General features: G+C 60.8%; 23 protein-coding genes. 13 read left to right on the top strand and 10 right to left on the bottom strand.

Translation table 11 applies throughout. From position 1 onward, the window contains the following. Positions 1–83: 83 nt before the first annotated feature. Positions 84–548, top strand: a complete 465-nt coding sequence (locus JQR87_RS18855; protein ID WP_407294301.1) for a DUF2243 domain-containing protein — start codon at positions 84–86, stop codon at positions 546–548. A 3-nt stretch (positions 549–551) separates the two neighbouring features. Then, a complete protein-coding gene (locus JQR87_RS18850; RefSeq protein ID WP_407294303.1) occupies positions 552–1,361 on the top strand; it encodes a cytochrome c oxidase assembly protein in 810 nt (269 codons plus the stop codon). A gap of 44 nt (positions 1,362–1,405) precedes the next feature. Here JQR87_RS18850 and JQR87_RS18845 read toward each other — a convergent pair whose 3' ends face one another. From JQR87_RS18845 to zwf, 6 genes are all read right to left on the bottom strand, one after another. Continuing rightward, positions 1,406–2,833, bottom strand: coding sequence for an aspartate kinase (locus JQR87_RS18845; protein ID WP_407294305.1), 1,428 nt, complete (start codon positions 2,831–2,833; stop codon positions 1,406–1,408). 98 nt (positions 2,834–2,931) lie between these two features. After that, a complete protein-coding gene (gene thpD / locus JQR87_RS18840) occupies positions 2,932–3,840 on the bottom strand; it encodes an ectoine hydroxylase (protein ID WP_407297894.1) in 909 nt (302 codons plus the stop codon). 69 nt (positions 3,841–3,909) lie between these two features. Beyond that, positions 3,910–4,308, bottom strand: a complete 399-nt coding sequence (locus tag JQR87_RS18835) for an ectoine synthase (RefSeq protein WP_407294307.1) — start codon at positions 4,306–4,308, stop codon at positions 3,910–3,912. Between the two features lie 12 nt (positions 4,309–4,320). Beyond that, positions 4,321–5,595, bottom strand: a complete 1,275-nt coding sequence (ectB, locus tag JQR87_RS18830) for a diaminobutyrate--2-oxoglutarate transaminase (RefSeq protein ID WP_407294309.1) — start codon at positions 5,593–5,595, stop codon at positions 4,321–4,323. Continuing rightward, positions 5,592–6,125 carry a diaminobutyrate acetyltransferase gene (ectA, locus tag JQR87_RS18825; RefSeq protein ID WP_407294311.1) on the bottom strand — a complete coding sequence of 178 codons (534 nt, stop codon included), beginning with the start codon at positions 6,123–6,125 and terminating at the stop codon, positions 5,592–5,594. Before ectA ends, ectB begins: the two co-directional genes overlap by 4 nt. Positions 6,126–6,781: 656 nt before the next feature. Continuing rightward, positions 6,782–8,224 (bottom strand): glucose-6-phosphate dehydrogenase, encoded by a 1,443-nt coding sequence (zwf, locus tag JQR87_RS18820; protein WP_407294313.1) that lies wholly within the window; start codon positions 8,222–8,224, stop codon positions 6,782–6,784. A 162-nt stretch (positions 8,225–8,386) separates the two neighbouring features. Here zwf and hexR point away from each other — a divergent pair, with 162 nt between their 5' ends. After that, positions 8,387–9,253 (top strand): transcriptional regulator HexR, encoded by an 867-nt coding sequence (gene hexR / locus JQR87_RS18815; RefSeq protein ID WP_407294315.1) that lies wholly within the window; start codon positions 8,387–8,389, stop codon positions 9,251–9,253. Positions 9,254–9,366: 113 nt separating this feature from the next. Next, on the top strand, positions 9,367–9,582 hold the full coding sequence (locus JQR87_RS18810; RefSeq protein ID WP_407294316.1) for a PA3496 family putative envelope integrity protein: 216 nt from the start codon (positions 9,367–9,369) through the stop codon (positions 9,580–9,582). Here the strand turns inward: JQR87_RS18810 and JQR87_RS18805 are convergent. Beyond that, positions 9,524–10,486: a LysR family transcriptional regulator gene (locus JQR87_RS18805; RefSeq protein WP_407294318.1), complete on the bottom strand. Its 963-nt coding sequence runs from the start codon at positions 10,484–10,486 to the stop codon at positions 9,524–9,526. The genes JQR87_RS18810 and JQR87_RS18805 overlap by 59 nt on opposite strands. A 228-nt stretch (positions 10,487–10,714) precedes the next feature. Here JQR87_RS18805 and JQR87_RS18800 point away from each other — a divergent pair, with 228 nt between their 5' ends. The 4 genes from JQR87_RS18800 to JQR87_RS18785 all read left to right on the top strand — a co-directional run bounded on the left by JQR87_RS18800 (position 10,715) and on the right by JQR87_RS18785 (position 15,282). Then, on the top strand, positions 10,715–12,130 hold the full coding sequence (locus JQR87_RS18800) for an acetyl-CoA carboxylase biotin carboxylase subunit (RefSeq protein WP_407294320.1): 1,416 nt from the start codon (positions 10,715–10,717) through the stop codon (positions 12,128–12,130). A 10-nt stretch (positions 12,131–12,140) separates the two neighbouring features. Continuing rightward, on the top strand, positions 12,141–13,958 hold the full coding sequence (oadA, locus tag JQR87_RS18795; RefSeq protein WP_407294321.1) for a sodium-extruding oxaloacetate decarboxylase subunit alpha: 1,818 nt from the start codon (positions 12,141–12,143) through the stop codon (positions 13,956–13,958). 77 nt (positions 13,959–14,035) lie between these two features. Then, positions 14,036–14,977: a sodium-dependent bicarbonate transport family permease gene (locus tag JQR87_RS18790; protein ID WP_407294323.1), complete on the top strand. Its 942-nt coding sequence runs from the start codon at positions 14,036–14,038 to the stop codon at positions 14,975–14,977. A gap of 2 nt (positions 14,978–14,979) precedes the next feature. Beyond that, positions 14,980–15,282: a P-II family nitrogen regulator gene (locus tag JQR87_RS18785; RefSeq protein ID WP_407294325.1), complete on the top strand. Its 303-nt coding sequence runs from the start codon at positions 14,980–14,982 to the stop codon at positions 15,280–15,282. A gap of 20 nt (positions 15,283–15,302) precedes the next feature. On the opposite strand, the gene JQR87_RS18780 is transcribed toward JQR87_RS18785, so the two are convergent. After that, entirely contained in the window at positions 15,303–15,554 is a 252-nt protein-coding gene (locus JQR87_RS18780; RefSeq protein WP_407294327.1) for a GNAT family N-acetyltransferase, read from the bottom strand. Positions 15,555–15,855: 301 nt separating this feature from the next. Between JQR87_RS18780 and glsB the strand changes: the two genes are divergently transcribed. Next, on the top strand, positions 15,856–16,764 hold the full coding sequence (gene glsB, locus JQR87_RS18775; protein ID WP_407294329.1) for a glutaminase B: 909 nt from the start codon (positions 15,856–15,858) through the stop codon (positions 16,762–16,764). A 127-nt stretch (positions 16,765–16,891) separates the two neighbouring features. After that, on the top strand, positions 16,892–17,587 hold the full coding sequence (locus JQR87_RS18770; RefSeq protein WP_407294331.1) for a carbonic anhydrase: 696 nt from the start codon (positions 16,892–16,894) through the stop codon (positions 17,585–17,587). A 306-nt stretch (positions 17,588–17,893) separates the two neighbouring features. Here the strand turns inward: JQR87_RS18770 and JQR87_RS18765 are convergent, their stop codons facing one another. Then, complete coding sequence (locus JQR87_RS18765; RefSeq protein ID WP_407294333.1) at positions 17,894–18,346, bottom strand: thioesterase domain-containing protein; 453 nt, start codon at positions 18,344–18,346, stop codon at positions 17,894–17,896. 130 nt (positions 18,347–18,476) lie between these two features. Then, positions 18,477–18,881 carry a YkgJ family cysteine cluster protein gene (locus JQR87_RS18760; protein WP_407294335.1) on the bottom strand — a complete coding sequence of 135 codons (405 nt, stop codon included), beginning with the start codon at positions 18,879–18,881 and terminating at the stop codon, positions 18,477–18,479. A 204-nt stretch (positions 18,882–19,085) separates the two neighbouring features. Here JQR87_RS18760 and JQR87_RS18755 point away from each other — a divergent pair, with 204 nt between their 5' ends. The 3 genes from JQR87_RS18755 (at position 19,086) to JQR87_RS18745 (ending at position 23,367) form a co-directional block, all read left to right on the top strand. Beyond that, entirely contained in the window at positions 19,086–21,545 is a 2,460-nt protein-coding gene (locus JQR87_RS18755; protein ID WP_407294337.1) for a glycogen/starch/alpha-glucan phosphorylase, read from the top strand. 205 nt (positions 21,546–21,750) lie between these two features. Continuing rightward, positions 21,751–22,761 (top strand): class 1 fructose-bisphosphatase, encoded by a 1,011-nt coding sequence (locus tag JQR87_RS18750; protein WP_407294339.1) that lies wholly within the window; start codon positions 21,751–21,753, stop codon positions 22,759–22,761. Positions 22,762–22,764: 3 nt separating this feature from the next. Next, positions 22,765–23,367, top strand: a complete 603-nt coding sequence (locus tag JQR87_RS18745) for a DUF924 family protein (RefSeq protein WP_407294341.1) — start codon at positions 22,765–22,767, stop codon at positions 23,365–23,367. The last annotated feature ends 60 nt before the right edge of the window (positions 23,368–23,427 follow it).

The following is a 23,427-nucleotide window of genomic DNA, read 5'->3' as shown; positions in this document are numbered from 1 at the left end:
GCGCCAAGTCACTCTTAGACAGGGCTTGGGTCGAGCGCACCAAGCTCCGATGCGAGCCAGCCCGTTACCTTCCGGAGGCCATCGTGAGCGCCAACCTCGTCGATGCCAGAGGCAGCCTGACCGCGACGATCTTTCTTGGGATCGGTTTGATGGCGGCGATCGATGAGATCGTTTTTCATCAAATCCTCGCCTGGCACCATTTTTTCGACCGTTCAACGCCTGCCATCTCGCTGCTGTCCGATGGCTTGTTGCATTCGGCTGAGCTGCTGATGCTGGCGGCCGGCTTTTACCTGTTCGTCCGGTTGAGTCGTAGTCAGGCAGTGTCGCGCCTGCACGCCTGGGCGGGACTGTTCTTCGGCGCCGGCGGCTTTCAGTTGTTCGACGGCATCGTTGATCACAAGGTGCTGCGCGTGCATCAGGTGCGCTACGTCGATAATCTGTGGCCCTACGATTTGGCCTGGAATGGCTTCGGTGTGCTGCTCCTGGCGGTGGGTTTCATCATCTGGCGTAGAGCCCGCCCCAGCGTGCAGCAGAGGGGGGGTGAGTAGCCTGTGAGTCACAATGCTCATTTGTTGACCCTGGCTGGAACGTTTTTTTTGGTACTGCTGACGCAGGGGATATGGTTTGCCTATGTGCTGGGTGTCCGTGCCCAGCGTAAGCAGCGCAAGACCTGGCATTGCTGGCGGTTAATCAGTTTCAGCCTCGGTTGCGGGCTGTTGGTGCTGGCGTTCTCGCCACCGATGGTGGAATGGGGGCATTCCGATCTGCGCGGGCATATGGCTCAGCACCTATTGCTTGGCATGTTCGCGCCTATCGCTTTGATGCTCGGGGCGCCGGGCACGCTGTTGCTGCGCAGCTTGCCGGTGATCACTGCACGGCGCATCACCAGTCTCGCCGGAACCACGCCGGTGCGCTGTGTCACTCATCCCGTCACAGCATTGCTGCTTGATATCGGCGCGCTCTACTTGCTCTACCTTACGCCGCTGTATCAGCTCAGCTTCAGCGAGCCGGTTTTGCACATCTGGCTGCACCTGCATTTCGTGCTGGCTGGCTATTTGTTCAGCTGGTCCATCGCCGGACCGGACCCCGCGCCCCATCGGCCAGGGATGCGGGTGCGGTTGGCCGTCCTGTTCGTCGCCGTCGCCGCCCATGCTGTGCTCGGCAAGCTGATGTATGCGTACGGCTACCCTCGAGACGCAGGGCTCGACTTGGCCGAGATCGAAGCCGCAGCGCAGCTGATGTACTACGGCGGTGATCTGGCCGAGCTTATCCTGGCGCTGGTGTTCTTCGCGGGCTGGTATCGGCGACGCCGTATGACTGAAGCGGCAAGCGAATGGCAGACGGCAAACCGCCGGACCTAGCGGGCACCAGATCCGGCGGTTCGTGTTGCAATGGCGCCGAGTGACTAGGCCGCGGCGATTACATCGCCATGGTTTTCCGGCTCGATCAGCGCGCGGTGCAAGGCCGCGACGGCGTCATCGTAGTCTTCCTCGTTGACCACACACTGCATCTCGACCTGGCGGATCGACTGATGCACGGCCTGGATGCTGATCCCGGCGCCGGCCAGCGCTGCCACGGTCTTGGCCAGGATGCCCTTGACCTTGAGGTCGGAACCGATCGCCGAGACGATGGCCACGTTATGTACCGTGACTTCCGCAGCCGGATACTTTTCCTCGATCAGCCGCGCGGCGCGGTTGATGAGCTTGCGCGAGCCCGATGCGTAGTAGGTGATGCTGTTGGCGTCGGAGTCCTTGTTCACCACGTAGAGGCGCAATTGCTTGAGCAGTTTGCTGATCTCGATGTCGTAGCCGACGTCGCCGAGCATGTCCTGATCGAACACCTCTATGCCAAAGACGTCCTTGCGCCCGGCGATGATCTCGACACAGGGCCGCTCGCTCTTGTAGTCCTGGCTGATGAGCGTGCCGGCGTGATCGGGCTCGAAGGCGTTTTTGATGCGGAGTTCGATACCAGCGCGGCGCAGCGTCTTGGCTGCACGCGGATGGATCGCTTCCATGCCCAGGTTCGACAGCTGGTCAGCCACGTCATAGTTGGTCCGGCCGATGGTCACCACCTTGTCGGCACCGACGAGATTCGGATCGGCGCTGGAGAGGTGAAACTCCTTGTGAATGATCGCTTCCCGAGCACCGGTCGCAGCAGCAATCTGGGCAAAGGTGATCTCGCTGTAGCCGCGGTCGAAGGTGTTCATCAGGCCCTCGCTGCAGTGCGTATAGCCGGTGGCTACGACCAGCTCACGGGACAAATCCACCTCCGTGAAGCTGTGACGGACCATCTCCTCGAAGGGCAGCGGCGCGTCGCGGTGCCAGCCAGTGAGATCGACCATCTTGGCGTTGACGCCGCGGTGCTTGAGCGCCAGCACCGAATTGAATGCGCTGTGCGCCTCGCCGAGAGAGGCAAGCATTTCGCGCACCTTCATCAAATGTTCGTCGAGCTGGAAATGGCCGTAGGCGCAGAGGCGCTGCAGGCTGCTCATGCACTCACGCGCATCGTCGATACGCGAGTTGATGAATTGGTTGGCGGCACGCAGCTCGAAGTCGCCGAACAGCTCGGCATTCTTGCCAAGCATCCGCTCACGGACGGTTTCCAGCGCATCGAGCCAGGCGCCTTCGTTGCGGGCATCGGCGAAGCGCTGGTAGACGCCGGGCTCGCCGGTCTTCTTGTGTTCGAGCAGCAGGTTGGTCATGCCGCTATAGGCTGATACGACGAATACGCGCTGGTAGAGCGCATCGCCCTCGCGGCCGCCGATGAAGATATTGTCCAACAGCTCATCGAAGCGGCTCATGGATGTGCCGCCGATTTTTTCTACGGTATGCATCGATTCATCGTCCCGTCTTGGGGGTGAATTTTCATCCCTGGGCCGCCTTTCGGCCGCCAAGAAAGAGCAGGCCCGGTATGCGGGCCTGATCGGGTACGTCAGAGATATTGCTGTTTCTGAATCTGCAGGGGCTCGAAATGCTCGCGCTCGGCAACAAAGGCCGGACGAGGCGAAAGCCCGCAGAAGGGTGCCTGCGCCTGATTATCCACGTGGTTGTAGACGTAGAACAGGTTGCTGCGTGCACTGGGGGTGATGTTGCTGTTCGAGCCGTGCATGGTGTTGCAGTCGAAAAACACTACGCTGCCTGCCGGGCCGGTGGCGGTATCGATGCCGTAACGGTCCGCGAGTTGGGTCAGGCTGTCGTGATCCGGTACACCGAACTCCTGCTTGCGCAGGGATTTCTCGTAGTGGTTCTCGGGCGTCGCACCAACGCAACGGATGAAATGCTTGTGCGATCCGGGCACGAGCATCAACGGACCGTTGTGCGGCTCGTTGTCGGTGAGCAGGATCGAGCAGCTTAGCGTGCGCATGCGCGGCAGGCCGTCTTCGACGTGCCAAGTCTCGAAATCCGAGTGCCAGTAGAACTCTTTGCCGGTAAAGCCGGGTTTGAAGTTCATCCGCGACTGATGCACATAGATGTCGCCGCCAAGAATGAAGCGGGCGATGCCTGCGGTCCGCTCATCGGCAGCGATTCGAGCAAACAGCTCATTGTCCTGGTGGATGGCGAACACCGAACGGATCGCGCCGCTGTCGGGTTCCTTGATGGTCTTGCCGGACTCGGCGACGGCCGGATCCTGGCGCATGCGATCGAGTTCTTCGCGGAACACCGCGACTTCCTCGGCGCTGAACAGATTGGGGATGACCAGGTAACCGTCACGCTCGAAGCGTTCGATCTGCTCTGGTGCAATCGGGGCGTTGGATAGGTCATTGCGGTAGACGACCGGATCCAGACGTTCTTGCCAGCTGGGTTCGTCGTGCTGGCGCGAAGGGTACAGGTCGGCTTGCACGGGGTTCACTTTAGGCTCTCCTTGATTCGGGTGTCGCAGGGCGGGGTGCAGCCGCCCTGCGGAGTCGCGTCAGACTACGGTTTCGGCCTCGAGCGGATAAACACCGCTCTCGTCATGCACTTCCTTGCCGTTGAGTGGCGGGTTGAACACGCACGCCAGCTTCATTTCCTCACTGCCACCACGGAGCAGGTGCTCGTCGTGCTTGTCGAGGATGTACAGGGTGCCGGGCTCGATCTTGTAGATCTTGCCGTCTGCGATGGTCTCGATTTCACCGTTGCCGCTCATGCAGTACACCGACTCCAGATGGTTCTGGTAGTGAATGTGCGTCTCGGTGTTGGCGTAGATGGTGGTGATGTGGAACGAGAAGCCCATCTTGTCGTCCTTGAGCAGCATCCGGGTGCTGTCCCAGGTTTCGGTCTTGATCTTGCGATTGGACTGCTCGCATTCGGCCAGGGTACGTACGATCATCTTTTCTGATCCTCAAGAAGCTTGGTTGGCGGCTTGATCGGACATCACGGCGGCGAACGCCTTGTCCAGGATGCTCATGGCCTTGTCGATCTGTTCTTCGCTGATGATCAGCGGGCAGAGACACTTGACCACTTCGCTGTGGGCGCCGCTGGTCTCAACGACCAGACCGTTCTCGAATGCGTGGCGGCAGATAGCGGCAGCGGTGTCGCCGTCTGGGCAGCTGATGCCGATCATCATGCCGCGGCCCTTCACGAACAGCGAATCCGGACCATAGCGGCGGACGATCTTGTTCATGCCGTCGGCGATGCGCTTGCCCTTGGTCTTGACGCTGTTGGCGAACTCGTCGTCCTTCCAGAAGTGCTCGATGGCGGCCGCGGCAGTGACGAACGCATGGTTGTTACCGCGGAAGGTCCCGTTGTGCTCGCCCGGCTTCCACTGGTCCAGCTCCTTGCGCAGCAGCACCATGGCAAACGGCAGGCCGTAGCCCGACAGCGATTTGGACAGGGTGATCATGTCCGGCTTGATGCCCATCTCTTCAAAGCTGAAGAAGGTGCCGGTGCGGCCGCAACCGGCCTGGATGTCGTCGATGATCAGCAGCATCTCGTGCTTGCGGCACAGCTTCTCGAGCTTGCGTACCCATTCGGCGGATGCGGCGTTCAGACCGCCTTCACCCTGTACCACTTCCACGATCACCGCAGCCGGCTTGTCGATACCGCTGGACGGGTCGGTCAGCAGCTTGTCCATCATCGCGATCGTGTTGACCTTGTCGCCGAAGTAATTGGCGTAGGGCATGCGGCTGACATCAGTCAGCGGAACGCCGGCGGCGCCACGGTGGTGCTTGTTACCGGTCGCGGCCAGCGCGCCGATACTGCAGCCGTGAAAGCCGTTGGTGAAACTGATGATGTTGTTGCGGCCAGTCACCTTGCGTGCCAGCTTCAGCGCAGCTTCCACCGCGTTGGTGCCGGTCGGCCCGGTGAACTGCATGATGTAGTCCATGTTGCGGGGCTTGAGGATCAGCCGGTCGAAGGTGGAGAGGAAGTTCTCCTTCGCTTCGGAATACATGTCCAGGCCATGGGTGAGGCCGTCGGCGGCGATGTAATCGAGCAGCGCCTGCTTGAGCACCGGATGGTTGTGGCCGTAGTTCAGCGTGCCGGCACCTGCGAGGAAGTCGATGTAGGACTTGCCTTCGCGAGTGATGAGTTCAGCGCCACGGGCCTGCTTGAAGACCACTGGGAAGGAGCGGCAGTAGCTGCGAACGCCGGATTCGTGCAGTTCGAAAGTTTTCATGCGTTTTCCTCTAGTTCTTCTTCTGAATGGGGGGCGGCGAACGGGCCGGCGCGATAAAGCACTTCGTCTTCGTGCTTGCCGGCGAAATGTTCGGCGCGGGAGAACAGGGTTCGGGTGCTGTAGTCGACGCCAAGTTTGGCGAAGGCCTTCTTGAACAGCGCCTGAGATGCCCCGTTGTCCGGGGAGATAGTGGTTTCCAGATTGCTGACGCCCTGCTCCCTGGCGACCCGCGCGATCAATGCCATGAGCATGCGTAGCGCCAGACCCTGACCGCGCATCGAAGCGTCGACCGCGACTTGCCAGACGAAGAGCGTGTCCGGGCGAGAAGGGGGGCAGTAACCGGAAATGAAACCTACCAATTGTCCATCTGCGTCTGTGGCGGCAATGGAGGTGTCGGCGAAATCGGTGCATTGCAGCAGGTTGCAGTACGCCGAATTGGTGTCCAGAGGTTGGCAGCGCGCCACCAGCTCATGGAGGGGATAACCGTCGCCGTCGGTTGGGCGACGGAGCGTTACGGTAGGAACACTCAAAACAAGACCTTTGGGGTTGCTGATTGAAATCCTTTACTAGAATAAACACATCAAAAAATTAATCTCAACCCAAGTCACCGATCATGGCGGTGGATTCGCCACGGATATCTCCGAAGTTTGCCGTTTATCGCGAAAGTTGAACTATTACGAAATTCGCAGCGAGTGGTCCCGATCTGGCGGGTATATAGAGCCGGATATACATGCCGGTTCGGACGTCGATGTATGGGAGATCGAGCGACCGGATTGCGACGCGATCACGCGCTGTGTCGGCGCAGGGCAGTGCCTGTCTGTAGGCCTTGCCAGCCGGGGCTTTGGCGAATTTTTGGCGAGGCCATTTCAGCTGTTTATAGCCTGCGAGTTGGCATGGGCACAACTGACAGAAGTTGGCGATGAATCAAGCCGTCATCGATGGATGATAAGTAGCGAGTTCCATCGCCAACTTCGCGCAGAGATATCAGCGATCAGCATTACGAAGATGGCGACTCAATCCACATTGATTAAATTTTTTTGTCAGCAGCACAATCAGGCGATGCCGGAAAGTTCACCCGCTAGTTGCCAGACGTCCGGCGGGTTAGTTGCTACAAGTTGTATCGAGCCGCTCTAGTTCGGGGCTGGAAGCGATCTTGCGAGACTGGCAAATGGTTGCGTTGACTGGCTCAGCGCCACCATTGGCGTCCCTGATGCTCGATCAGCTGGTGCGCCTGCTCCGGGCCGTCGGTTCCGGCCGGATAAGGCCTGGGTTTGCGATAGTGGCTCTGCCAGCCGCTGAGGATGGGGTCGACCCAATTCCATGCCGCTTCCACTTCGTCGCGGCGCATGAACAGCGTCGAGTCGCCTTCGATGACGTCCAGCAACAGCCGCTCGTAGGCCTCCCAGCGACGTGTGCTGCTGAATGCCTTGGCCAGATTGAGATCGAGCTCTACGGGCTCCAGCTGCATTCCCTTGCCCGGTGCCTTGGCCATGAGCTGCAGGCTGATGCTCTCCTCGGGCTGCAGGCGAATCACCAGGCGATTGACCTCACCTTTGGTGAACAGCATGTGCGGTACCTGCTTGAAGGTGATGATGATCTCCGAGCGCTTCTTCGCCATGCGCTTGCCGGTGCGAAGGTAGAAGGGCACGCCGGCCCAGCGCCAGTTATCGATCTCGGCTTTGACGGCGACGAAGGTCTCGGTGTCGCTGTCGTTATCGACGTCCTTCTCGAAGTAGTAGGCCTGCACGTCCTGACCGCCGATCTGCCCCGCGACGTATTGGCCGCGCACGGTCTTGTCCTGCACGTCATTGCCGGTAATGGGCTTGAGGGCCTCCAATATTTTCACCTTCTCGCCGCGTATCGATTTTGCGTCGAAGCGCACCGGGGCTTCCATGGCCACCAGGCAGAGCAGTTGCAGCAGGTGGTTCTGCAGCATGTCGCGCATTGCGCCGGCATGGTCGTAGTAGCTGCCGCGTTCTTCGACGCCGAGGGTCTCGGCCACAGTGATCTGAACATGATCGATATGACCGCTGCGCCAGATTGGCTCGAACAGCGCGTTGGCAAAGCGCAGGGCCATGAGGTTCTGCACCGTTTCCTTGCCCAGGTAGTGGTCGATCCGGTAGATCCGCGATTCGGGAAATACGTTTCCGATGGCCTCGTTGATCTCGAGCGCCGACTTGAGCGAGTGGCCGATCGGCTTCTCCAGCACGATGCGCGCGTCTTCGCCCGCGAGCCCCGCGCTTTCAAGGTTCGATGCAATGGGCTCGAACAGGTTGGGTGCGGTGGCCAGGTAGTGCACACGCACGCGGCCCTCCGCCTGTCCAAGGTGATGTGCGAGGCGGACGTATTCGCCCCGCTGGGTGGCGTCCATCGAGAAATAGTCGAGGCGCTGGCTGAACGCTTTCCAGATATCAGCCTCGAAATCCGTGCGCACGATCTGGGCTCGGATATGCCGCTCGGCCAGAGCCATATAGGCGGCGAGATCGATGTCCTGACGGGCAATCGCAACGATGCGCACGTCGTCATGCAATCGTTTCTCACGGTGCAGGTAATAGAGCGCAGGGATGAGTTTGTGTAGTGCCAGGTCGCCGGTACCGCCAAATACCAGCATGTCGCAGGAAATGGACACAGCGTCACTCCTAGAAAGGTGGACAGACTCGATAGGTGGGCGATACTGCGAAGCTTGTAGTATAACTACAAGCCCACTACAACCCAGCCGGCATGACGGGTGCGAGCGCACCCGCAGCGTTCGACCATTCTTGCCGGGTTTTGATCATAGCGAGTCCCTCACGTGAACCTGCTGCAACACATCGCTCAATCGAGAAGTTCATTACGCAAGTCGGAACTCAAAGTGGCCGACCATGTGCTCCTCGATCCAGCCGCCGTGATGCACAGTTCGATGGCCGATCTGGCCCACACGGTAGGGGTCAGCGAGCCAACCATCGTGCGGTTCTGTCGCGCCATCGGTTGTCTGGGCTTTCAGGATCTCAAGCTGAAACTGGCCCAGAGTCTGGCTGCCGGCGCCAGTTTCGGCCAGTTCGCCATTAGCGAAAACGATTCGGTTACCGACTTTGCGCTGAAGATCTTCGACACCACCTTGCACACGCTGATGGAGGTGCGCGAGAAGCTCGACTCCGATGCGCTGGAGCGCGCAGTGGCTGCGATGGCCAAGGCTGAGCGGGTCGAGTTCTACGGCTTCGGTGCGTCCGGTGCAGTCGCCACCGATGCCCAGCACAAGTTCTTCCGCCTGCTGCTCAGCGCAGCTGCCTATTCCGATCCGCACATGCAGGCGATGTCAGCTGTCACGCTGAAGCCCAGCGACGTGGCGATCTGCATATCCCAGTCGGGTCGCTCCAAGGACCTGCTGATCACCGCGAACGTGGTACGCGAGTCAGGTGCCACGCTGATCACCCTCTGCCCGAGCCAGACGCCGTTGGCGGAACTGGCCACGATCAATCTCGCCATTGACGTGCAGGAAGACACCGAGATCTATACCCCACTGACCTCCCGCATTGCCCATCTGGTGGTGATCGATGTGCTCGCGATGGGTGTCGCCATGGCGCGCGGTCCGAGCCTGGTCAATCACCTCAAGAGCGTGAAGCGCAGTTTGCGCAGCCTGCGGTTGTCGCCGAAATCGGTGAAGCCGCACGAGGATTGATGCGTCGCACGACCCTTTGAGCAGCGTTCATCGCTCCGTCATCTGTTTGTCCTGACAGCGTCACCTGAGGCTTCGATGCTGGGCTCTCCCGACACCCGTTCCGGAGACCGCGCATGTCCCAGCACCGTGAAGCCTATGTCAACCTCGATGCCCGTGCTCGCCGCAAACAACAGGACGAGCGCCGTATGCATTTCCGCCGCGCCATCGAAAGCTACGACGAGCAGCGCCAGCTGCATGCGCAACTGATGGAGTTTCCCGACCTGCTGATGGTCAGCCCGCTGCTGGATGGTCAGGCGGAACACCGGCAAAACGCGCAGCCAGCGCGGTGATCTGAGCGCGCTCTTCACGGATGAAGGCAAAGAACGCCTGTGCGACCGGGCTCAGTCGCTTCGCTCTGGGATGCACCACGCACCAGCTGCGGTACAAGGGCAATTCCTGAACCGGCAGTTCTTGCAGTAGGCCGTGAGCCAGTTCCAGGTGAACCGCATGGCGTGGCATCAGCGCCACGCCCAGCCCGGCTATCACCGCCTCGCGCAGCGCATCCAGCGATGCGACCTGTATCGTCTGAGCGAAATGCGCGCGTTTCTGGCGCAAATAGTCTTCCCCGGCTTTGCGCGTGCCTGAACCTGCTTCACGTACGATCAGTGGATAGGCCGTGAGGTCCTGCAGGGTCAGGTCAGCGGTCTGGCTCAACGGATGATCAGCCGGCGCAACTGCCACGATGGGATTGTTCAGAAAGGGCATGAATTCCAGGTCCATGTCGGTTGGCACTTGCGACATGATCAATAGGTCGTCGCGACTGATCGACAGTCGCTTGACCGCCTGCGCGTGGTTGACCACGACCAGCTCCAGGCTGACCTCGGGATGCTTCCTTTTGAACGCGGCGAACAGGTGCGGCGTGATGTACTTGGCGCTCGACTCGACGGCTAGATTCAGCTGCCCCTGTAGTGAGCCCTGCATGTCGGACAGCTGCATATCCAGGCTGTCCAGACGCCCGAAGATGTCGGTGCTGGCGCGCTGGAGCGCCTCGGCCGCGGCAGTCAGATAAAGCTTCCTGCCCAGATAGTCGAACAGCGGCTGCCCGATCAACTCCTCGAGTTGGCGAATCTGCAAGCTTACGGCTGGCTGCGTCAGCGCCATTTCTTCTGCCGCGCGGCTGTAGGAGCGGCTTTCACATACCGCCCGGAACACCTGCAACTGGCGCAGGGTAATTCGCATCATGCTCTTTCGCATCTTCTCGCCCTGCTGTCCGTCGCAGCCTGCTGTTAATGGACGAGTCGCTAGGCCCCGTCTGGTCAGCCACTCGCTAGGTGTATAAGTAAATACTTATTCCCGGTCAAACTATTATTCATTTTCAGTAATCATGCCGGGAGGCGTAGGGTTTACGGGCCGGCACAAGATGCAGGCGTGACATGGGCCCCGTCAGGCGGCCTTCTGCTCATCGACCGAGGGAATGACAGCATGATCAAGAAGCTGCTGATCGCCAACCGCGGTGAAATCGCGGTCCGCATCGTGCGGGCCTGTGCGGAAATGGGCGTGCGCTCGGTTGCGGTGTTTGCCGAGCCCGACCGCCATGCGTTGCACGTCAAGCGTGCTGACGAAGCCTATTTCATTGGCGACGATCCACTGGCCGGCTACCTGAACCCACGCAAGCTGGTAAACCTGGCGGTAGAGACCGGTTGCGATGCGTTGCATCCAGGCTACGGATTTCTGTCCGAGAACGCCGAACTTGCGGAAATCTGCGCCGAGCGCGGTATTCGCTTCGTTGGCCCCAGTGCTGAAGTGATTCGCCGTATGGGCGACAAGACCGAGGCCCGGCGCAGCATGATCAAGGCCGGCGTGCCGGTCACGCCCGGTACCGAGGGTAATGTGAAGGATGTCGAAGAGGCGCTGGCCGAGGCCGGCCGTATCGGATATCCGGTGATGCTAAAGGCCACCTCAGGTGGCGGCGGTCGCGGGATCCGCCGCTGCAACTCGCGTGATGAACTGGCTCAGGCCTACCCGCGCGTCATCTCGGAGGCCACCAAAGCCTTCGGTTCGGCAGACGTATTCCTTGAGAAGTGTATCGTCGAGCCCAAGCACATCGAGGCGCAGATCCTCGCCGACGCCTTTGGCAACACCGTGCACCTGTTCGAGCGCGACTGCTCGATCCAGCGCCGCAATCAGAAACTCATCGAGATCGCACCAAGCCCTCAACTGACGCCGGAGCAACGCGCTTATATTGGCGACCTCGCCGTGCGTGCGGCCAAGGCGGTAGGCTACGAAAACGCCGGTACCGTGGAGTTCCTGCTCGCTGAAGGCGAGGTGTACTTCATGGAGATGAACACTCGGGTGCAGGTCGAGCACACCATCACCGAGGAAATCACCGGCATCGATATCGTCCGCGAACAGATCCGCATCGCCTCGGGCCTGCCGCTCTCGGTCAAGCAGGAAGACATTCAATATCGCGGCTTTGCCTTGCAGTTCCGCATCAACGCCGAAGAGCCGCGTAACAACTTCTTGCCTTGCTTCGGCAAAATCACCCGCTACTACGCCCCCGGCGGCCCCGGCGTGCGCACCGATACGGCGATCTACACCGGCTACACCATTCCGCCGTACTACGACTCCATGTGTCTGAAACTGATTGTCTGGGCGCTGACCTGGGAAGAAGCCCTCGCCCGCGGTTCGCGTGCATTGGACGATATGCGCGTGCAGGGCGTGAAGACCACCGCCACCTATTACCAGCAGATTCTTGCCAATCCGGATTTCCGCAGCGGGCAGTTCAATACCAGCTTCGTCGACAACCATCCGGAGCTGCTGAACTACTCGATCAAACGCAAGCCGGGCGAGCTGGCCCTGGCCATCGCTGCCGCCATCGCCGCCCACGCAGGACTGTGAGGAACGAACCATGACTGCTCAAAAGAAAATCACCGTTACCGACACCATCTTGCGTGATGCTCATCAGTCGCTGCTGGCCACGCGCATGCGCACCGAAGACATGCTGCCGATCTGCGAAAAGCTGGACCGCGTCGGTTACTGGTCGCTGGAGGTATGGGGTGGGGCGACCTTCGACGCCTGCGTGCGTTTTCTGAAAGAAGATCCCTGGGAGCGCCTGCGTCAGCTCAAGGCCGCGTTGCCAAACACCCGCTTGCAGATGTTGCTGCGAGGGCAGAACCTGCTGGGCTACCGGCACTACGCGGATGATGTAGTCGAGGCGTTCTGTGCCAAGGCGGCAGACAACGGCATCGACGTGTTCCGCATATTCGATGCGATGAATGATGTGCGGAACCTGGAAACTGCCATCCGTGCGGTGAAGAAGACCGGCAAGCACGCCCAGGGCACCATCGCCTACACCACCAGCCCGGTGCACACCGTTGAGTTGTTCGTCGAGCAAGGCCGGGCGATGCGCGACATGGGCGTTGACTCCATCGCCATCAAGGACATGGCTGGCCTGCTGACGCCGTTCGCCACCGGTGATCTGGTGCGCGCGCTGAAGGCGGAGATCGACCTGCCGGTATTCATCCACTCCCACGACACGGCCGGCGTGGCCAGCATGTGTCAGTTGAAAGCCATCGAGAACGGTGCGGACCACATCGACACGGCCATTTCCTCCATGGCCTGGGGTACCAGCCACCCCGGCACCGAGTCCATGGTTGCCGCGCTGCGCGGCACACCGTATGACACCGGGCTGGACCTGGAATTGATCCAGGAGATCGGCCTGTACTTCTATGCGGTGCGCAAGAAGTACCACCAGTTCGAGAGCGACTTCACCGGCGTCGACACCCGCGTGCAGGTTAATCAGGTGCCAGGCGGGATGATTTCCAACCTGGCCAACCAGCTCAAGGAGCAGGGCGCACTCAACCGCATGGACGAAGTCCTGGCCGAGATCCCGCGCGTGCGTAAGGACCTCGGCTACCCGCCGCTGGTTACGCCGACTTCGCAGATCGTCGGTACGCAGGCGTTCTTCAATGTGCTGGCTGGCGAGCGCTACAAGACCATCACCAATGAGGTGAAGCTTTACCTGCAAGGCGGCTACGGCAAGGCGCCAGGCACCATCGACGCCAAACTGCAGCGCCAGGCCATCGGCGGCGAGGAGATTATCGAAGTGCGTCCGGCCGATCTGATCAAGCCCGAGCTGGATAAGCTGCGTCAGGAAGTCGGTGCGCTGGCCAAGTCCGAAGAGGACGTGCTGACCTACGCCATGTTCCCGGATATCGGCCGCAAGTTCCTCGAGGAGCGCGAGGCGGGTACCCTGCAACCCGAAGTGCTGCTGCCAATTCCCGACGGCACCGCAGTCAGCGCCGCTGGCGGCGGAGGCGTGCCGACCGAGTTCGTCATCGATGTGCACGGCGAGACCTACCGTGTCGATATAACCGGCGTTGGTGTCAAAGGCGAGGGCAAGCGGCATTTCTTCCTCTCAATCGACGGCATGCCGGAAGAGGTCGTCTTCGAGCCGCTGAACAACTTCGTCAGCGGCAGCGGCGGCGGCCAGCGCAAGCAGGCCAGTGGTCCGGGCGACGTGAGCACCAGCATGCCGGGCAATGTGGTCGATGTGCTGGTCAAGGAAGGCGATACGGTCCGAGCCGGGCAAGCGGTATTGATCAGCGAGGCCATGAAGATGGAAACCGAGATTCAGGCGCCGATTGCCGGTAAGGTAAAGGCCGTTCATGTGGCCAAAGGTGACCGAGTGACGCCCGGCGATCTTCTGATAGAGATCGAAGCCTAAGCAAACACCCCACGGGGAGCCGCAAGGCTCCCTTTTTTTTGCCCGTATTGCGGGCTGAATGACTGAAGGAGGTATAGATGGGGCTCGACCCAGTAGTGCTGTTCTTCCTGTTCGGGCTGTTCGCCGGGCTGGTGAAGAGCGAGCTGAAACTGCCGCCAGCGCTGTATGAAACGCTGTCTATCCTGCTGTTGCTGGCGATCGGTTTGCACGGCGGCGTAGAGTTGGCCGAGCAGGCCAGCGCAGCGCTTCTTGGCCAATCAGCGCTGGTGTTGCTGCTCGGGTGTGCGCTGCCGCTGTTGGCATTTCCGACGCTGCGCATGCTAGGTTTTTCGCGAGTCGACTCGGCCAGCGTCGCGGCGCATTACGGCTCGGTCAGTGCCGGGACCTTCGCCGTGGTTGTGGCTTTCATGCTGGCCAACAAGATAGCCTTCGAAAGTTACATGCCGCTGTTCGTGGCGATTCTGGAGATCCCGGCAATTCTCGTGGGCATCGTGCTCGCCAAAGGCGTCACGCGCGACACCAACTGGCGGGAGTTGGGTCGCGAGATCTTTCTCGGCAAGAGCATCATGCTGCTGCTTGGTGGGCTGGTCATCGGTGCCATCGCCGGCAAGGAGGGAATCAAGCCGCTCGAACCTTTCTACACCAGCATGTTCAAGCCGGTGCTCGCCCTGTTTCTACTGGAGATGGGGTTGATAGCCTCGGGCCAGATGGGCTCGTTGCGCCGCTACGGCGTGCGTCTGGCGATATTCGGCCTCGGCATGCCGCTAATCGGCGCGGTAATCGGCGCTGTGTTGGCGCGGCTGATGGGACTTTCACTTGGCGGTACGGCGATGCTGGCCACGCTGGCGGCCAGTGCCTCCTATATCGCAGTGCCGGCGGCTATGCGCCTGGCACTGCCTGAGGCCAATCCGTCGCTGTCGCTGACCGCGTCGCTGGGGATCACCTTTCCGTTCAACATCCTGGTCGGCATTCCGCTGTATCTCGTGCTGGCCGAAACCCTGATCTCCTGGGGGCTGTAGACATGACAATCGCAACCCGAACGTTGCTCACCGTGATCTGCGAGGCGGCGCTAGAGAAGAAACTGGTGGCCGACCTGGACCACCTCGGTGCACCAGGCTGGACCCTGTCCGAAGCGCGCGGGCGAGGCAGTCGCGGCGTGCGCAGCGCCGAGTGGGACACCGAGAGCAATATCCGGCTGGAGATCATCTGCAACCGCGAACTCGCCGAGCGCATCGCTGATCACCTGCAGGTTCGCTATTACGACAACTTCGCCATGGTCTGCTACCTCGCCGACGTGCAGGTGTTGCGGCCGGGCAAGTTCTGATGACCCTCAAGCCGCTCCGGTCAGAGCAGCTTTCGGTACTGTACGAAGCCCGTGCGTTCTGCGATCCGATCGTAAAGCTGCCTGGCGGTGATGTTGTGTTCTTGCGTCAACCAATGCACACGGGAAGCGCCTGCAGCTAGCGCTGCGGTATGGACGTGTTCGATCAGCATGCGACCGACCCCTGCATCGCGCAGGTCTTTTGTCGACAAACAGGTCCTGAAGGTAGCAGTAGTCGCCCGCCGTCCAGCATGAGCGTTGAAGAAGAAATGCACCAGTCCGACGGCTTGCGCGCCGCGCCACGCCAGGCGTCGAACTCAGTGTACTGAGCGAGTATTGCCTGGCTGAGCCGGGCCAGGCGCCGCGTGCCGGTTTGGTGTTGGGCTTTGCCGGGGTCGACGAGCAGCGGATCGCCCAGGCGCTGGAAAAATTGAGCCAGGCCTGGCGTTAGCTGTGATGACGGCGGTTTGGTCGGCGTCTAGTAACGGTGACGCGACTGCATGGTCGGCCCAGGCGAAATCCCATCAAAGAGGTTTTGGACCCACCGGCACGTGTGCTTACCCAGATGAGACCTGCATGCAGAACCTATTGAACGAGATCCTCGATGAAGTCCGACCGTTGCTCGGTCAAGGCAAGGTGGCCGATTACATTCCGGCGCTGGCGCACGTGCCGGCCGATCAGCTGGGCATCGCTGTGTACAGCGCCGAGGGAGAGCTTTACTACGCCGGCGATGCAAAGACGCCTTTTTCGATCCAGAGCATTTCCAAGGTTTTCAGCCTGGTCCAGGCGATTCAGCATTGCGGCGAATCGTTGTGGCAACGGCTGGGGCACGAGCCATCCGGGCAGCCATTCAATTCGCTGGTGCAACTGGAGTTTGAACGTGGCATACCACGCAACCCTTTCATCAATGCCGGCGCACTGGTGATCTGCGATATCAACCAGTCGCGCTTTGCCGTGCCGGCGCTGTCCATGCGCGATTTCGTTCGCCATCTGTCCAACAATCCTTTGATCGTGTCCGACTCGGTAGTGGCCGATTCGGAGTACCAGCACCGTGCGCGTAACGCCGCGATGGCCTATTTGATGCAATCATTCGGCAACTTCCACAATGATGTCGAAGCGGTGTTGCGCAGCTATTTTCACCATTGCGCGCTGCGCATGAGCTGCGTCGACCTGGCTCGTGCGTTTGGCTTTCTGGCCCGCGACGGCGCGTGCCTGGCAGGTGGCGAGCCGGTGCTAACACCGCGCCAAGCCAAGCAGGTGAATGCCATCATGGCCACCAGCGGCCTTTATGACGAGGCTGGCAATTTCGCTTACCGCGTGGGGTTGCCCGGCAAAAGCGGCGTGGGCGGGGGCATCGTGGCGGTGGTGCCGGGGCGCTTCACGGTCTGTGTCTGGTCACCGGAACTGAACCAGGCTGGCAATTCGCTGATCGGCATGGCGGCACTGGAGAAACTCTCACAACGCATTGGCTGGTCTATCTTCTAAGGCCACCGAACCAGATTCATCACGCCGGGGCATGCCCCGGTGCTCGTTACGGTCTGTCACATCTGTAGAGTGTCCGGCTTGAAGCGTGCAACGTCGTATCTACCCAAACCATAAGAGAGATCGTGTTATGAGTCTCGATGACAAGACGACCGAAACAGCGCAGGAGGCGCTCGACAACCTGATCGCGGGGGTCATGCAGTTCCGCGAAGATATCTATCCGGAGCAACGGGAGCTGTTCAGCAAGCTCGCCCACGAGCAGACGCCGCGCGCAATGTTCATCACCTGTGCGGACTCACGCATCCTGCCGGAACTGATCACCCAGAGCTCACCTGGCGACCTGTTCGTGACCCGCAACGTTGGCAATATCGTGCCGCCCTACGGGATCATGAATGGCGGTGTGTCGACCGCCATTGAGTTCGCGGTAATGGCGCTCGGCGTGCATCACATCATCGTCTGCGGGCATTCCGATTGCGGCGCGATGAAAGCGGTGCTGAACCCCTCGAGTCTCGATGGCATGCCGACCGTACGCAGCTGGCTGCGTCACGCTGAAGTAGCGAGGACGGTAGTCGAGGAAAACTGTGGCTGCGCCGACCACAACACGCTGGGCGTGCTGACCGAGGAAAACGTGCTGGCCCAGCTCGATCACCTGCGCACACATCCGTCGGTGGCGGCGCGCCTGGCCAGCGGCCAGCTCTTCATTCACGGTTGGGTCTACAACATCGGCACCAGCGAGATCCGTGCCTACGATGCGGCCAAAGGCGAGTTCCGTCTGATTGGAGACGGCCCGCTGCCAATGGCTACGCCCAAGTCGCGCTACGTGTGACCTGTGCTGCGACCGATGCGGTCGCGGCACCTGCGGATCAAATCGCGATGGTCAGGGGGCGCCGGGGCCGGCGTACCCCTTGTCGATCCGTCATCTGGCGATCTGCATATGCCAGATGCCGCGCGTGTGACAGTTCCGGTTCGTCGAAACGCTCGGCATCTGTACTCTTCGGCAGTGGCGTGGGAGCGGTGCGCTCCTACTAAGCAGCTGTGTGGCGTGAGTGCGGTCGCGCTGTTGGACGACGTCAACACAGTTGCACGAAGGAATGGTTGACGCTCCAGGGTGAAGCGAACCAGCAGCTCAGGCTTATCGATGCAGCACGAATTGGCCAGTGAAACGCACCGCGTCGCGGCCATCGGCGGCGAGAATGCGGCTGTGGAGTGTCAGGCGTGAACGGCCGCGGCGGCGATAGATTGTCTCGAAGCGTTCCCAGGCCCCATCGTCTGGTGCAGAGCAGATCGCTGTCGCGTCATCGACCACCGGAAGCGGGTAGTCGATCTGCCCTTCCTGGATAACGATATGACCATCTTCGATCCCGGCTTCGCGCAGGCGTAGGTGTAGCCATCCCCAGCCCGCCAGCACCGACGCGCAGTACAGGCTGCCACCGAACATGCTGCTCTTGTGATTGATGTTCGCTTGCAGCGGGACCTTCAAGCGCAGCTCGTGATTTTCCCAGTGCTCGACACGCAGGCCCATCGCTCGGGTCAGCGGGATGTCGTGGTGCAGGATGGCTTCCAGGTAACGGCTATCGCGGCTCATGCCGGGCGGATTCCTAAACGTTTGCAGATACAGGCAGACGTCAAGCATGACCGCTGAGTCACGATATTGCCAGTTCCCTAAGCGGTTTTTAGCGCCCGGATGGGGGCTGTCCGGATGGAGTGGTGTTCTGTCAGCGAGCCGGTAGCTTCTGCTGATATGCGCAGTAGCCGGGACGAGGGCCGACGTGTGGATGGTTGCGGCAGGTGTCCGGGCGTTTGGCGTAGACCGTGCACAAACGTGTCTTCCGATCCAGATAGAGGCAATCGCCGTTGGCCAGGCGGGTCAGCGTGAAGATGCCGTGCTTCTGGTTGAAGTGTTCGACGATCCCGGCTTTGCTCAGGCGCTTGGCAACGTTCTTCGGAGGCTCGTCACGTTCGAAGGCATTCACCAGTTCCAGACGAACCAGGTCATCGAAGCGCACTTCGACCGGCAGCGTGCAGCAGGTTGCTCGGCAATCGCGGCACAGCCCGTTGCTGTAGCGAGCCCATGTTTCCAGGCGGTCAGGGTCGGCCGAAGCGATTAATCGTGTCTTCACGGTGGCGGTATCGGTGATGGCGGCGCGCGATCATAACGACACGGCGCGGAATTTCCAGTGAATCCGACGAGTCGAACGCCGGACAGACGGTCACGCAAATTCAGGCGAAACCTGCAAACCTGTCTGCATGCCATTTCCTGCGGTGGCCCGACGCCGCCATGAACCCCTCATTTGTCCTATTTCTCAGCTCCACGAGGTCTGTCCATGACGCAAGAAACGACTGCTCCCAACGCCGATGAGGTCGCAGCATTTCGTGAAAACGTAATCAGCAAGCTGACCTATTCGATCGGCAAGGACCCCGAGCATGCCTCCGACCATGACTGGTTCGAGGCGGTGGCGCTGGCCACGCGTGACCGCATGATCGACCAGTGGATGGACCGTACCCGACAGGGCTATCGCGAAGGCAAGAAGCGGGTCTATTACCTCTCGCTGGAATTTCTCATAGGCCGTCTGCTCACCGACAGCCTCAGCAACCTGGGTCTGCTCGATGTGGCGCGCGAGGCGCTGGCCGGCGTAGACGTCGACTTCGAACGTATCCGTGTACTCGAGCCTGACGCCGCACTGGGTAACGGTGGCCTGGGCCGTCTGGCCGCTTGTTTCATGGAAAGCATGGCGACCCTCGGTGTGGCCGCGCATGGTTACGGCATCCGGTACGATCACGGCCTGTTCCGTCAGGCGATCGTCGATGGATGGCAACACGAGCAAACCGAAACCTGGCTGAATTTCGGTAACCCATGGGAGTTCGAGCGTCCGGAGGTCAGCTATCTGATTGGCTTCGGCGGCAGCGTGGCGGCAATGCCGTCGGACGGCTCGGGCCAGGATCAACCCAAGCATTTCTGGCACTGGGCCGAAGGCGTTCGCGCGATTGCCTACGACACGCCAGTGGTGGGTTGGCGCGGTGCGAGCGTCAATACGCTGCGCCTGTGGCGTGCGCGGGCCGAGGCGGATTTTCATCTTGAGCGCTTCAATGCCGGCGACCACATCGGGGCGGTCGCCGAGGAAGCACGCGCAGAAAGCATCTCCCGTGTTCTGTATCCTGCCGATAGCACAGAAGCGGGGCAGGAGCTGCGCCTGCGCCAGGAGTATTTCTTCGTCGCCGCCTCGCTACAGGATCTGATCCGGCGCCATCTGGACCAGCGTGGCACCCTGATGAACCTGCCCGAGTTCGCCGCGATCCAGCTCAACGACACGCACCCGGCGATCGCGGTTGCGGAGTTGATGCGCCTGTTGGTGGATGTGCATGACGTGCCCTGGCGCAAGGCCTGGGAGCTGACCGTCGGCACCCTGTCCTATACCAACCACACGCTTTTGCCCGAAGCCCTTGAAACCTGGCCTGTAGGGCTGATGGAGCGCCTTCTGCCGCGCCACATGCAGATCATCTACCTGATAAACGCCCAGCATCTCGATGCCTTGCGCGAGCGTGGCATCCATGACGTCAACCTGCTGCGCTCGGTCTCGCTGATCGAGGAAGGTCATGGTCGCCGCGTGCGCATGGGCAACCTCGCGTTTCTCGGTTCGCACTGCGTCAACGGCGTTTCGGCGCTGCACACGGGTCTCATGCGCGAGACGGTATTTACCGACCTGCATTCGCTGTATCCCAAGCGGATCAGCAACAAGACCAACGGCATTACCTTCCGCCGTTGGCTGTATCAGGCCAACCCGCAGCTGACTCGCCTGTTGGTCGACCACGTCGGCGAGGACCTGCTCGATTCACCGGAAACCATGCTGCGCCAGCTCGAGCCCTGTGCCGATCAGCCGGACTTCCGTGCCCGCTTCGCCGCCCAGCGGCTGGGCAACAAACAGTTGCTGGCGCGGATGATTCAGGAGCGTTTGGGAATCAGCGTCGATCCGAATGCGTTGTTCGACGTCCACGTCAAACGCATCCACGAATACAAGCGTCAGTTGCTGAACCTGCTGCATACCGTCGCGCTGTACCAGGCCATTCGCTCCGATCCGGGCGGCCACTGGGTGCCGCGCGTGAAGATCTTCGCCGGTAAGGCGGCGGCCAGTTATCACACGGCCAAGCTGATCATCAAGCTGACCAACGATATCGCGCGAACCATCAATGACGATCCCACCGTGCGTGGCTTGCTCAAGGTCGTGTTCCTACCCAACTACAACGTCAGCCTGGCCGAGCGCATCATCCCGGCAGCCGATCTGTCCGAGCAAATCTCTACCGCCGGACTCGAGGCCTCGGGAACCAGCAACATGAAGTTCGCGCTCAACGGTGCGCTGACCATCGGCACGCTGGATGGCGCCAACGTCGAAATGTGCGAGCAGATCGGCGCCGAGCACATGTTCATCTTTGGCATGACCGCGCAGGAGGTCGAGGCGCGCAAACAGGCCAATGAGTACAACGCCGAAGCCACTATCATCGGTTCGCCGCGGCTCAACGAAGTATTGATGGCGATCCGCAATGGCGCCTTCTCCGCTGACGATCCGGGTCGCTACACCGCTTTGATCGACGGCCTGAAATGGCACGACACCTTCATGGTCTGTGCCGACTTCGAGGCTTATTGGCAGGCGCAGCTGGAAGTCGAGGCGCGCTGGCGCGACGCGGACAGCTGGTGGCGCTCGGCGGTGCTCAACACCGCTCGTACCGGCTGGTTCTCGTCGGATCGCACCATCCGCGAATACGCCGAGGAAATCTGGAAGGTGCTCTGACGTGCAGAGTGGGGCGGCTTGCCGGGACGGATCGGACCGGTGCCGCCCCGCATCACGATGGAAATTTTGTGATGACGGAAGGGTGGCTTACAGGCACTTTGCCGCTTCGCTGAACTCTGCGCGTTGCTGACAGGTCTGAGGGAGGGTTAGTTTCCCCCTGGCCTGCTAAACTGCGCGGGCTTATCCATCCCTCCGGAGCCATTCCATGTCACGCGTAACCCTGAGTCGCTACTTGATTGAGCAGACCCGCAGCAACAACACCCCTGCAGATCTGCGCTTCCTTATCGAAGTAGTGGCTCGAGCGTGCAAGGAAATCAGTCACGCCGTCTCCAAAGGCGCGCTGGGCGGCGTTCTTGGTGCAACCGAAACCGAGAACATTCAGGGCGAGGTTCAGAAGAAACTCGACGTCCTTTCCAACGAAATCCTGCTTGAAGCCAACGAGTGGGGCGGTCACCTGGCCGGTATGGCGTCCGAAGAAATGGACAATGCCTACCAGATTCCTGGCAAGTATCCGAAAGGCGCTTACCTGCTGGTCTTCGACCCGCTGGACGGCTCCAGCAACATCGACGTCAACGTATCGGTCGGCACCATCTTCTCTGTACTGCGCTGCCCCGGTGAGTGCTTCAGTCAGAACGACGTGCTCGGTGAGGAAGCGTTCCTTCAGCCCGGCACCAAGCAGGTTGCGGCGGGTTACGCGATCTACGGCCCGCAGACCATGCTGATGCTGACCCTGGGTAACGGCGTCATGGGGTTCACCCTCGACCGCGAGCTGGGCAGTTTCGTACTGACCCATGACAACATCCGCGTTCCGGAAAGCACTGCTGAATTTGCCATCAATATGTCCAATCAGCGCCACTGGGAAGCACCGGTTCAGCGTTACGTCAGCGAATTGTTGGCCGGCCAAGAAGGCCCGTTGAACAAGAATTACAACATGCGCTGGATCGCCTCGATGGTCGCCGACGTGCACCGCATCCTGACCCGCGGTGGCATGTTCATGTATCCGCGTGATTCACGCGAACCCGGCAAGGCCGGCAAGCTGCGTCTGATGTACGAGGCGAACCCGATGTCCTTCATCATCGAGCAGGCGGGTGGCGCGGCGACTACCGGCACTCAGCGAATCCTCGATGTTCAGCCCGAGTCGCTGCACCAGCGTGTGCCTGTGTTCCTGGGCTCCAAGGAAGAAGTCGAACGCGTCACTGGCTACCACAAGGGCTGACACGTGACGTCGCCCTCGCAGGACTTGCTGAGCTGGTGGTTTGGCGAGGGCACTACCGCCAGTGAAATAGCCGGCGCAAGAATGGGGCTCTGGTTCGGCTACAAGCCCGAACAGGATGCCGAAGCCCGAGAGCGTTTCGGTGTGATCACCGAACGTGCGCTCAGCGGTGAGCTTGACGAGTGGGCCGAGTCGCCGCAGGGCTGGCTCGCGCTTGTCCTCTTGCTTGACCAGCTGCCACGCATGATCCATCGCGGCACACCGCAGGCGTTCGCAGGCGACGACCGCGCCCTGCAGCTTGTGCGCGATGGCATGGCCCATGGCGGCGATGTTCTGCTTGCGCCCATCCAGCGGGTGTTCGTTTATCTAGTACTTGAGCATGCGGAAAATCTCAGCGTCCAAGATCAGGCCGTGCAGCAGTTCGAGCAGCTCCTGGCCATTGCCGATGCAGAAGAGCAAAAGCTGTTTGCCGACTTTCTCGACTTTGCTGAGCGCCACAGGCAGGTCATTGCCCGTTTCGGCCGTTTTCCCCATCGCAACGAAATACTCGGACGGACCTCCAGCGAGGCCGAACGGGCTTTTCTTGCCGAGCCCGGTTCACGCTTCTAGCCAGGCGCGGAACCTCCCGAGCGGCTCGCTTCCTAACCATTACTGCCAGGCGTGGCCAAG

Source organism: Stutzerimonas stutzeri, from assembly GCF_051028275.1.
Classification (GTDB): Bacteria; Pseudomonadota; Gammaproteobacteria; order Pseudomonadales; family Pseudomonadaceae; genus Stutzerimonas; species Stutzerimonas stutzeri_AS.
This window is presented reverse-complemented; position numbering and strand designations above follow the sequence as displayed.

What these genes read in the sequence shown, in the direction of transcription:
- JQR87_RS18845 (WP_407294305.1), bottom strand. Translation starts at nt 2,833, where the DNA reads ATGCATACCGTAGAAAAAATCGGCGGCACATCCATGAGCCGCTTCGAT.
- JQR87_RS18835 (WP_407294307.1), bottom strand. Translation starts at nt 4,308, where the DNA reads ATGATCGTACGTACCCTGGCCGAATGCGAGCAGTCCAATCGCAAGATC.
- ectB (WP_407294309.1), bottom strand. Translation starts at nt 5,595, where the DNA reads ATGAAAACTTTCGAACTGCACGAATCCGGCGTTCGCAGCTACTGCCGC.
- JQR87_RS18810 (WP_407294316.1), top strand. Translation starts at nt 9,367, where the DNA reads ATGTCCCAGCACCGTGAAGCCTATGTCAACCTCGATGCCCGTGCTCGC.
- JQR87_RS18805 (WP_407294318.1), bottom strand. Translation starts at nt 10,486, where the DNA reads ATGCGAAAGAGCATGATGCGAATTACCCTGCGCCAGTTGCAGGTGTTC.
- JQR87_RS18800 (WP_407294320.1), top strand. Translation starts at nt 10,715, where the DNA reads ATGATCAAGAAGCTGCTGATCGCCAACCGCGGTGAAATCGCGGTCCGC.
- oadA (WP_407294321.1), top strand. Translation starts at nt 12,141, where the DNA reads ATGACTGCTCAAAAGAAAATCACCGTTACCGACACCATCTTGCGTGAT.
- JQR87_RS18790 (WP_407294323.1), top strand. Translation starts at nt 14,036, where the DNA reads ATGGGGCTCGACCCAGTAGTGCTGTTCTTCCTGTTCGGGCTGTTCGCC.
- JQR87_RS18785 (WP_407294325.1), top strand. Translation starts at nt 14,980, where the DNA reads ATGACAATCGCAACCCGAACGTTGCTCACCGTGATCTGCGAGGCGGCG.
- glsB (WP_407294329.1), top strand. Translation starts at nt 15,856, where the DNA reads ATGCAGAACCTATTGAACGAGATCCTCGATGAAGTCCGACCGTTGCTC.
- JQR87_RS18770 (WP_407294331.1), top strand. Translation starts at nt 16,892, where the DNA reads ATGAGTCTCGATGACAAGACGACCGAAACAGCGCAGGAGGCGCTCGAC.
- JQR87_RS18765 (WP_407294333.1), bottom strand. Translation starts at nt 18,346, where the DNA reads ATGAGCCGCGATAGCCGTTACCTGGAAGCCATCCTGCACCACGACATC.
- JQR87_RS18755 (WP_407294337.1), top strand. Translation starts at nt 19,086, where the DNA reads ATGACGCAAGAAACGACTGCTCCCAACGCCGATGAGGTCGCAGCATTT.
- JQR87_RS18750 (WP_407294339.1), top strand. Translation starts at nt 21,751, where the DNA reads ATGTCACGCGTAACCCTGAGTCGCTACTTGATTGAGCAGACCCGCAGC.